Here is a 10,413-nt window from a genome sequence, read left to right as displayed (position 1 = left end):
TCACCCGGGCGAAGCTGGCGAGCGCGAGCACCAGCAGCGTCGCAGCCAGCGCACCGATGAAGGCGAAGACCGGCACAGTCGCAAGTCCGAGAAACATCCCCGTATGCAGGAGCGCGAGGATTGCCCCGAAGGCGCCGCCGGAGGAGATCCCCAGTAGGTGCGGATCCGCCAGCGGATTACGCGTCACGGCCTGCAAAACAGCCCCCACCAGCGCAAGCCCCGCCCCGACCAGCGCGGCGAGCAGCGCCCGCGGCAGGCGGATCTCCCAGACGATCGCCGCGCGCCCGGCGGACCAGTCGGGTGTGATCAGGCCGGGCGCGATGCGATCGAGGATGACGCCCCAGACCGTCGTCAGCGGGACCGGCACGGCCCCGAGGCTGACGGCGGCGGAGAGTGATAACAGCAAGAGCCCGATCCCGATCCCCCAGATGCCCATGCGCATCCCGGAGCGAAGGCGCGGCACGCCCGCTTTCGCGGCGATCACGGGCGCCGCGATTTCAGGTCCGGGCATGCCGCGCATCTGCCTTACTCCGCCGCGCCGGTGATCGCCGCCAGATCGATGCCGTGGAAGGCCTCGGCGAGGGTGCGGATCGCCGCGATGTTGCGCGGCCCGGGCGTCGCCTCGACGTAATCAAGCACCACGAAGCGGTCATTGACCACCGCATCCATCTCCGCGAGCCCGGGATTCCCGCGCAGGAAGGCGATCTTCTCCTCGGCGGTCACCTCACCATAATTGACGATGATGATGACCTGCGGATCGCGCTCGACCACGGGCTCCCAGGCGACCCGCGTCCAGGAAGTCTCGACATCATCCATGATGTTGCGTCCGCCAGCCGCCTCGATCATCGCGGTCGGCATGGCATAGCGCCCGGCGGTGAAGGGCGTGTCCTCGCCGCTGTCATAGACGAAGACGCGCAGGGGCTCGCCCCGGGTGATCTCTTGCGCGATTGCATCGAGCTCGCTCTGCCAGTCGCCAATCAGCGCCTCGGCGCGGGCATCTACGCCGAAAATAGCGGCGAGATTGCGGATATCGTTGAACATGTCGTCGATGGCGATACGCTTACGCTCCATGATGTGGATGCAGCTCTCGGTCAGTTCATACACCGCGACCCCGAAAGGCGCGAGCGCCTGAGGCGTCACCTCGCCGCCCACGCGCATGCCGTAATTCCAGCCGGCGAACCAGAAATCGAGATCGGCGCCGATCAGCACCTCGCGGGACGGGTAGCGCTCGGAGAGTTCGGGAAGCTCCGCCACGCCTTCGCGCATGGCCTCGTCAAGCTTGTTCCAGCCAGAAATCCCGGTATAGCCCACCATCGAATCCGTCAGGCCGAGCACCAGCATCATCTCGGTGAGATTGACGTCATTCGAGGCTGCGCGCTGCGGCGGGGCATCGAAGGTGATCTCACGGTCGCAGCTCTTCACCGTGACGGGATGGGCCTCGGCTGTGGTCATCGGCGCGACGAGAAAAAGATTGGCAAGGCAGAGGCCGGCGATTGCCGGGCGGGCGGATTTCATGAAGATGTCTCGCTTTGCGGATTGGTTGATGTGTTTGGCGGAAAATGCGGCGCTGCCCCGAAATGCGCTTCGCTGGGCAGCGCGAAGTCGAAACCCACTGACGCACGCGGCGTCGCCACGACACGAAAGGCGCGCGCGATCAGTTCGGGCGTCAAAACCTCCCCCACCGGCCCGAAAGCAAGCGGGTGACCGTCGGCCAGAATCAGCAGGTCGTCGGCGAAACCGTGGACGAGGTTGAGATCGTGCAGGGAGGCGACCACCGTCGCACCGAGCCCGCGCACCAGCCGCAGCACTTCGAGCTGGTGGCGGATATCGAGATGGTTGGTCGGCTCGTCGAGCACGATCAGCCCCGGCTCCTGCGCCAGCGCGCGTGCTACCATCACCCGCTGGCGCTCACCGCCCGACAGCGTGCCGAAGGAGCGCTGCGCGAAATCATGCAGCTCAAGCCGCTCCAGCGCGTGATCGACGATATGCCAATCCTGCGCTGAGAGGCCTGCCAGCGCCCGCCGATGCGGCGCGCGTCCGAGCGCGACGATCTCCGCGACGGTCAGGGCGAAATCCGTCGGCTGCTCCTGCAAAACCGCCGCCACGCACTGCGCCACGCGGCGCGCAGGCATGGTCCGGATATCCTGCCCGTCGAGCAGGATGCGACCGGCTTGCGGCTTGTGGAAACGGTAGATCAGCCGCAACAGCGTGGATTTGCCCGCGCCATTGGCGCCGAGCACGCCGAGAACCCGACCCGGGGCGAGGTCAAGGCTGACCGGATGCAGGATGCCGTTCCCCCAGGAGACGGCGTCGAGGGCGAGCCGCGCGGCGGCGGGAGGCGGACAGCTCATGACCCTGCCTGGCGTTGCATCGCGCCTTGCGGAGTCATGAGCGCGCGACAATGACAGCTGCAAGGCGGACGCGATTCGCCGATCATGCTCTCAGAATGCGGATTTGCGTGCTGCATCGGGCCCTCTGCCTGCGGAAGCAGGGGGCGCAGGTTGCCAGACGCATGACACGCGTGAGCGCGCTTTGATCATGTGGCCTCCTCCGGACACCCCGCCGGTCTGGTGTTGCATCGGCGATGGCAGGTCTCCTGGCTCGCAGGTCATCGCGCCTCTCCGCCTTCCCGCTCCCGTTCCCGTTCCCCGAAGCAGTGGCATGAAGGGGGCGCTCTCCGCTCACAGTTGCGGGGGCAGCACCGGAATTGGAGATCATCTCGCAGGAGACGATCCGCGCACCGGTTTCCCTATTCTCCCGGATTCATCCGGGCACCATCGCGATCTTGGTAGCAGGGCCGGTTGCGCCGGCCAAGGGTCGATATCCCACCGATCGCGGTTTTACCGATGAAAACGGCGACCGGCCTGTCTGGCCGATCGCCGCCGATCGTGACTGCTGGCGAGATCAAGGCTGCCCGGAGATCAACGCTCCGAATCGTCTTGCCCGGAATCGTCTTGCCCGGAATCGTCAGCACCCGGATCCTCTGCACCCGGTGCCTCGTCCGCACTGGCGCCCTCTGCGGAACCGGCTTCCGTTTGCGGCGCCTCGCCGAGATCGACCTCGTCATCAACCACGGCCGCTTCGGTTTCACCCTCGATATGCTCGACGGAGACGACCCGCTCGTCAGCGGCGGTGTTGAACACGATCACGCCCTGGGTCGAGCGCCCGGCGATGCGGATACCATCCACCGGCACGCGGATGGTCTGGCCGCGATCGGTGATCAGCATGAGCTGGTCATGCTGCTCGACAGGGAAGGCCGAGACGAGTTTGCCGTTACGGTCATTGGTGACCATGCCGGTAATCCCTTTACCGCCGCGCCCGGTGACACGGTACTCGTAAGCCGAGGAGCGCTTGCCATAACCATTCTCCGAGAGGCCCAGCACGAATTGCTCGGCCGCGCCCATCTCGGCATAGCGCTCCTGGCCGAGCTCGATATCTGCGGCGTCCTCGGCATCGACGGGCGCTCCATTGCCGGGAAGGCCCTCCTCCAGTTCCGCGCCGGCAGCCCGGCGCATGGCCGAGGCGTGTCTGAGATAGGCCTGACGCTCTTCCGCCGTCGCCGCGACATGGCGCAGGATGGCGAGCGCGATCACCTTGTCATCCGGCCCCAGCGCAATACCGCGCACACCGGTGGAATCGCGGCCCTTGAAGACACGCACTTCCGGCACGGCGAAGCGGATGCACTGGCCCTTCAACGTGGTCAGCAGCACGTCGTCATCCGTAGAGCAGACCTGCACATCGACGATGGCGTCGCCCTCGTCGAGCTTCATCGCGATCTTGCCGGCGCGATTGACGTTGACGAAATCCGACAGCTTGTTGCGGCGGACATTGCCGCGCGCGGTCGCGAACATCACATCGTAATTGTCCCAGGAATCCTCGTCCTCGGGCAGGGGCATGATCGTGGTTATGCGCTCGTCCTGATGGATCGGCAGCATGTTGACCAGCGCCTTGCCCTTGGCATTGGGTGCCGAAAGCGGCAGGCGCCAGACTTTTTCCTTGTAGACCTGCCCGCGTGAGGAGAAGAACAGCACCGGCGTGTGGGTATTGGCCACGAAGAGCCGCGTGACGAAATCCTCCTCGCGGGTCGCCATGCCCGAGCGTCCCTTGCCGCCGCGCCGCTGCGCACGGTAGGTGGAGAGCGGCACGCGCTTGATGTAGCCGGCATGCGAGACTGTGACGACCATGTCCTCACGCTGGATCAGATCCTCGACGTCGAAATCGGCGTCATGCTCGACGATCTGCGTCTTGCGCGGCGTGGCATAGGCCTCGCGGATCTCGGCGAATTCCTCACCGATGATCTGCATGATGCGTGCACGCGAGCTCAGGATCTCGAGATAGTCGCGGATCTCGTCAGCAAGCTTCTTCAGCTCGTCGCCGATCTCGTCCCGACCGAGCGCGGTGAGGCGCTGCAGGCGCAGATCGAGGATGGCGCGCGCCTGCGTCTCCGACAGGCGGTAGGTCCCGTCCTCGGCGACGCGATGCAGCGGATCATCGACGAGCGCGATCAGCGGCGCGATGTCGTAGGCCGGCCAGTCGCGATCCATCAGCGCGGCGCGCGCGGCATTCGGATCGGGCGCGGTGCGGATGAGGTGGATCACCTCGTCGATATTGGCGACCGCGATGGCCAGCCCGCACAGAACATGCGCCCGATCGCGTGCCTTGCCCAGCAGGAACTTGGTGCGGCGGCTGACGACGCTCTCGCGGAAATCCACGAAAGCACGGATCATGTCCTTGAGATTCATCGTCTCCGGACGCCCGCCGTTGAGGGCGACGAAGTTGCAGCCGAAGGAGGATTGCAAAGCCGTGAAGCGGTAGAGCTGGTTGAGCACCACATCCGACACCGCGTCGCGCTTGAGCTCGATGACGATGCGCATGCCGTCGCGATCCGATTCGTCTCGCAGATCGGCAATGCCTTCCACCCGCTTCTCGCGCACCAGGTCCGCGATGCGCTCGATCAGGGTGGATTTGTTCACCTGATAGGGGATCTCGGTGATGATGATCGCCTCGCGCTCCTTGCGGATCTCCTCGACATCCGCCTTCGCGCGCATGATCACCGAGCCGCGCCCGGTATTATAGGCCGATCGGGCGCCACTATATCCGAGGATCAGCCCGCCCGTCGGAAAATCCGGGCCGGGGACGATCTCGATGAGATCCTCGATAGTGACCGCCGGATTCGCGATATAGGCAAAACAGGCATCGATCACTTCGCCGAGATTGTGCGGCGGGATATTGGTCGCCATGCCCACCGCGATGCCGCCGGCGCCGTTCACCAGCAGATTGGGGAAGCGCGCCGGCAGGACGACAGGCTCCATCTCCTTGCCGTCGTAGTTCTCGTCGAAATCGACCGTTTGCTTGTCGATATCGTCGAGCAGCGCCACGGCGGGTTTCGCCAAACGGCACTCGGTATAGCGCATGGCCGCCGCCGGATCGCCGTCCACCGAGCCGAAATTGCCCTGTCCGTCGATCAGCGGCAGGCGCATGGAGAAATTCTGCGCCATGCGCACCAGCGCGTCATAGATCGCGGAATCGCCGTGCGGGTGATATTTACCCATCACGTCGCCGACGACGCGCGCACATTTCACATAGGGTTTCTCCGGCATGTAGCCGCTCTCGTGCATCGCATAGAGGATGCGCCGATGCACAGGCTTCAGCCCGTCGCGCACATCGGGAAGCGCACGCGAGACGATCACGCTCATGGCGTAATCGAGATAGGATTTCTTCATCTCCTCGACGATGGAGATGCTCTTCACGTCGCCGCCGGGCGGCGGACCATCGGGGCGGGTCTGATCGTTATCGGCCAAGGTTTTTCTTTCTCGTCGAAACGTGGGGGCGGCGCGGAACCGGGCTTGTGCCGGGCCCTGCCGAATCTGCACGACAATCCGGTTTTGTGATGGCGGTTTTCGCCCGCATTTTCAAGCGCCGGCGCCGATTGAGCCGGGGATAGTTCAACCGAACACCACCGCATGCATGACGCGACCGGGAAGCAGCGTGAAAGCGCCGGTCAGAACCAGGGCAAAAATGAACAGATTGATCATGATCGCCCGATGCGCCTTCACCTCGTGCCGGCGTGCCTTGATGATCGCGACGACGATCATCACCGTGGTGAAAACGGATAACCCGTGGATCCAGCTGAACCGCCCGATGATTGGATTGGCGCTGATCAGGAACGACGACAGCGTCGTCACCAGCATCAGGCTGACCCAGCCATAGCCGAGTATGCGATGGATCGGCGCTCCGGCAGGCGTGGTGAACTGGGCAAGCCCCAGAAACAGCGCGCCCAGCGCGGCGAAGGCATGGATCTGGATGGCTGGCGGGGCGGCGAGCAGGATATCGAAATTCATCAGGGCAGTCCGTTAGCGCAAGGAGAATCGACCACGATCACGCGAGACGATAACAAGCCTGCCCTTTCCGGGATAGCAATGCCGGAGCCATGCTTCGCGGTGCCAGGCCCCGCAATCCGCCCAGGGGCTGGAAAGCCGGCGCGCAAGCTGCTTCATTGGGCGCAGACGAATCGTCATCCAGCGAACGGAGTGCTGCCATGGGCCGTCTTTCCACCCATGTGCTCGATACCGCCAACGGCAAGCCGGCAGGCGGCGTCGCCGTCACGCTGCACCGGCTCGATGCAGATGGCAGCCGCACCATCCTCGTCGAGACCCGCACCAACGCCGACGGGCGCACCGACGGGCCGCTGCTCACGGGCGATGCCTTCATCTGCGGGCGCTACGAGCTCGTCTTCGCCATCGGCGATTATTTCCGTGCACAAGGCGCCGCCCTGCCCGAACCCGCCTTTCTCGACGAGGTCCCGATCCGCTTCGGCATCGCCGAGCCGGACGGGCATTACCACGTGCCGCTGCTCGCCTCGCCCTGGGGCTGCACCACCTATCGCGGGAGTTGATGCCATGCCCGATTATCCGCGCGACATGATCGGCTACGGCCGCAATCCCCCGCATCCGCGCTGGCCGGGTGATGCACGCATCTGCGTGCAATTCGTGGTCAATTACGAGGAAGGCGGCGAGAACAACATCCTGCACGGCGACCGCGCCTCCGAGGCCTTTCTCTCCGACATCGTCGGCGCGCAGCCCTGGCTCGGCCAGCGTCATCCCAGCATGGAATCGCTTTATGAATACGGCTCCCGCGCCGGGTTCTGGCGGCTGCACCGGCTCTTCACCGCCCGCGATATGCCCGTTACCGTCTTCGGCGTGGCGAGCGCCATGGCGCGCAACCCCCAGGCCGTCGAGGCCATGAACGAGGCCGGTTGGGAGATCGCCAGCCACGGGCTGAAATGGATCGATTACAAGGATTTCAGCGTTGACGAAGAGCGCGCCCATATCCGCGAGGCGATCCGCATCCAGGAAGAACTCACCGGCACGCCTCCCCTCGGCTTCTACCAGGGCCGCACCTCCCCCAACACACTGGATCTCGTCATGGAGGAAGGCGGCTTTCTCTACAGCGCCGACAGCTATGCCGACGATCTGCCCTACTGGATCGAAAGCGACGCCGGTACGCAGCTCGTCGTGCCCTATACGCTCGACGCCAACGACATGCGCTTTGCCACCGCGCAGGGTTTCAATGCGGGCGACCAGTTCTTCACCTATCTCAAGGACACGTTCGACACGCTCTATGCCGAGGGCGAGGATGCGCCGAAGATGATGTCGGTGGGGCTGCATTGCCGCCTCGCCGGGCGCCCGGGCCGCGCGGCGGCGCTGGCGCGCTTCATCAATTACGTCGCGAGCCACGAGCAGGTCTGGGTGGCGCGCCGGATCGATATCGCCCGTCACTGGGCGCGCCATCACCGCCCGGCGCATCTCACCCCTTCGAAGATGGCGCGCGGGCTCTTCGTCGGCCTGTTCGGCGACGTGTTCGAGCATTCCCGCTGGATCGCCGAGCGCACCCACGAGGCCGGACTCGGGCCCCAGGCCGACACGGCAGAGGGGCTGCATCAGGCGATGATGGCGGTGCTGGACTCAAGCTCGCGCGAGGCGAAACTCGCGCTGATCCGTGCCCATCCCGATCTCGCCGGGCGTTTGCAGGTCGCGGAAATGGCGCCCGATTCGCAGGCCGAACAGGCCTCCGCCGGCCTCACCGCCCTGACAGAGGAGGAGCGCGACCGGTTTCTCCAACTCAACGATGCCTACAAGGCAAAATTCGATTTCCCCTTCATCATGGCCGTGAAGGGTCGATCGAAGGGCGAGATCCTTGCCGCTTTCGAGGCGCGGCTCAAGAACGACCCGGATGCGGAGTTCGACACCGCCATGCGCGAGATCGGCCAGATCGCGCTGCTGCGCCTGCAGGAAAGGGTCTGAGGCGAGAGTTTGACGCGAGCGGGTCTGACACCCGGCCTAACCCGCCGAGAGCCCGCCATCGAGAGCCACGGCGTTGCCCGTCATGAAGCTGTTGGCGTCACTGCAGATCCAGAGCATGGCATCGACCACCTCCTTGGCCGTCGCGGCGCGCCCCATGGGCACGGAGGAGACCAGTCGCGCCAGCGCCTCGTCGGGCTCATGCTGCATGCTCTCGACCATGGCATCGACCATCGGCGTCGCCGCAAATGACGGGCACAGAGCGTTGATGCGCACGCCGCGATTCGCCGTCTCGATAGCCACTGACCGGGTCAGCCCGACCACGGCGTGTTTCGATGCGGCATAGGCGGCGAGCAGCGGCGCGCCGACGAGACCGGCGACCGAGGCGATATTGAGAATGACACCGCCGCGCCCGTCTTGCGCGAATTGCTCCTGCATCACCGCGATCTCGCGACACATGCAATGAAACGTGCCGAGCACATTCACCTGCATCACCTGCTCCATCACCTCCGCCGGGGTCTCCGACAGGCGCATCAGATCCGGCGCGATCCCGGCATTGTTGATGGCGACATCGATGCGCCCGAAAGCCGCGACGCCCGCCGCGATCACCGCCTCGGCGGTGGCCTCATCCGTGATGTCGCCGGCCTGCGTGACGACCGCGCCGTCAGCCAGATTGCCCGCGAGCGCCGCGAGCGCACCCGCGTCGCGATCGGTCAGCACGAGCCTTGCGCCGGCCTCGGCGAAGCGTTGCGCGGCCTCGCGCCCGAAACCGCCGGCAGCGCCGGTGATCAGAACCACCTTGCCCGCGTAATCGGTACTCACAAGGCCTCTCCCGCGATCTCGGCCATGGCCATCTGCGCGAGCAGCGGCACGGTCTCACCCATGCGGATGCCGCGCTCCGGATTGGAGGCGTTGCCGTCGAGGGCGCGTTTGTAGACGCCCTGGAGGATCGCCGCGAGGCGGAAGAAGGCGAAGGCGATATAGAAGGACCAGTCCGGAATTCCATCGATCCCGCGCCGGGCGCAGTATTGCGCGACGTAATCCGCCTCGGTTGGAAGCCCGAGCGCCACGCGATCGGCGTCGCCCATGCCCCGGAAGGCGCCCTGCGAGGGCAAGCGCCATTGCATGCATTGATAAGCGAGATCCGCGTAGGGGTGGCCCAGCGTCGACAATTCCCAGTCGAGAATGGCGAGGATGCGCGGCGCGCCGGGATCGAAGATCATGTTGTCGTGGCGGAAATCCCCATGGACCAACGAGACCATGCCGTCATCCGCCGGCTGGTTTTCCTCCAGCCATGCGATCAGCGCGTCCATATCGGGAATCACTGCGGTCTCCGAGGCGCGGTATTGCTGGCCCCAGCGTCCGATCTGGCGCTCGTAATAACTGCCGGGCCTGCCGAAATCGGACAATCCCACTTCCGCTGGATCGACATCATGCAATGCTGCGAGCGCCGCGTTCATGGCGTCATAGAGCGCAACCCGCTCCGCACGATCACAATCGGGCAGCAGCGCCTCCCAGAAGATCCGGCCTTCCAGATAATCCATCACGAAGAAGACCGAGCCGATGACGCTCTCGTCCTCGCAAAGATGGTGCATGCGTGGCACCGGGACGGGGGTATCAGCCAAGGCCTGCATGACGCGATATTCGCGATCCACCGCATGGGCGGATTTCAGCAACTGCCCCGGCGGCTTGCGGCGCAGGACGTAGCGACCCGTATCGGTGGTGAGGAGGAAAGTCGGATTGGATTGCCCGCCGGCAAATTTCTCCGCTTTCTGCAATGTCCCGAAGCCGGCGATCTTTCCGGCGAGATAGGCGCCGAGGCTTTCTGTATCGAGGCTGGTGATGGCTGTAGTCACTGTGTCGCTCGCATGCAATGGCTGTCGACATACAGTCTAACGCAGCTGCGCCCGCCATTCGCGCGGAATCACCGCGAAGCGGATGGGCAAATTTGAAAAACGCCATTGCCGGCGCGGAAGGTTCAGTACAACCCGCTCGCGCCGATGGAGTTGCCCGGCGCATCCTCCGCAACGCCCCGATCATTGCCCACCCCGACATCGTTCCAGGGGTTCCATTCGCTCGAAGCGGGAGGCGGCGGTGCATCGAAGCGGGGTTC

The 10,413-nt window shown here is 65.0% G+C and carries 9 protein-coding genes and 1 riboswitch; of the genes, 2 read left to right on the top strand and 7 right to left on the bottom strand.

Going from position 1 to position 10,413, the window contains the following annotated elements; genetic code table 11:
- From VKP01_RS04150 to VKP01_RS04130, 5 genes are all read right to left on the bottom strand, one after another.
- A partial coding sequence (locus VKP01_RS04150; RefSeq protein ID WP_324410549.1) for an iron chelate uptake ABC transporter family permease subunit occupies positions 1-442 on the bottom strand: 442 nt, incomplete at its 3' end.
- An 83-nt stretch (positions 443-525) separates the two neighbouring features.
- Positions 526-1,515, bottom strand: coding sequence for an ABC transporter substrate-binding protein (locus VKP01_RS04145; protein ID WP_414706512.1), 990 nt, complete (start codon positions 1,513-1,515; stop codon positions 526-528).
- Positions 1,512-2,351, bottom strand: a complete 840-nt coding sequence (locus tag VKP01_RS04140; RefSeq protein ID WP_324410545.1) for an ABC transporter ATP-binding protein — start codon at positions 2,349-2,351, stop codon at positions 1,512-1,514. The genes VKP01_RS04145 and VKP01_RS04140 overlap by 4 nt, the downstream gene beginning before the upstream one ends.
- A gap of 218 nt (positions 2,352-2,569) precedes the next feature.
- A riboswitch (cobalamin riboswitch) is annotated at positions 2,570-2,794 on the bottom strand.
- A gap of 127 nt (positions 2,795-2,921) precedes the next feature.
- Entirely contained in the window at positions 2,922-5,801 is a 2,880-nt protein-coding gene (gene gyrA / locus VKP01_RS04135) for a DNA gyrase subunit A (RefSeq protein WP_324410543.1), read from the bottom strand.
- A 144-nt stretch (positions 5,802-5,945) separates the two neighbouring features.
- A complete protein-coding gene (locus tag VKP01_RS04130; RefSeq protein ID WP_324410541.1) occupies positions 5,946-6,341 on the bottom strand; it encodes a DUF2306 domain-containing protein in 396 nt (131 codons plus the stop codon).
- Between the two features lie 197 nt (positions 6,342-6,538).
- Between VKP01_RS04130 and uraH the strand changes: the two genes are divergently transcribed.
- Both uraH and puuE read left to right on the top strand, forming a co-directional pair.
- Entirely contained in the window at positions 6,539-6,895 is a 357-nt protein-coding gene (uraH, locus tag VKP01_RS04125) for a hydroxyisourate hydrolase (RefSeq protein WP_324410539.1), read from the top strand.
- Between the two features lie 4 nt (positions 6,896-6,899).
- Positions 6,900-8,303 (top strand): allantoinase PuuE, encoded by a 1,404-nt coding sequence (gene puuE, locus VKP01_RS04120; protein WP_324410538.1) that lies wholly within the window; start codon positions 6,900-6,902, stop codon positions 8,301-8,303.
- A 36-nt stretch (positions 8,304-8,339) separates the two neighbouring features.
- Here puuE and VKP01_RS04115 read toward each other — a convergent pair whose 3' ends face one another.
- Positions 8,340-9,122 carry an SDR family NAD(P)-dependent oxidoreductase gene (locus VKP01_RS04115; RefSeq protein WP_324410536.1) on the bottom strand — a complete coding sequence of 261 codons (783 nt, stop codon included), beginning with the start codon at positions 9,120-9,122 and terminating at the stop codon, positions 8,340-8,342.
- Positions 9,119-10,156 (bottom strand): phosphotransferase family protein, encoded by a 1,038-nt coding sequence (locus VKP01_RS04110; RefSeq protein WP_324410534.1) that lies wholly within the window; start codon positions 10,154-10,156, stop codon positions 9,119-9,121. Before VKP01_RS04110 ends, VKP01_RS04115 begins: the two co-directional genes overlap by 4 nt.
- Positions 10,157-10,413 lie beyond the last annotated feature (257 nt).

The organism is Saliniramus sp. (assembly GCF_035311605.1).
In the GTDB taxonomy this organism is placed as follows: domain Bacteria; phylum Pseudomonadota; class Alphaproteobacteria; order Rhizobiales; family Beijerinckiaceae; genus Saliniramus.
Note: the sequence above shows the minus strand (reverse complement) of the source record. Positions and strands in the feature narration are given on the sequence as shown.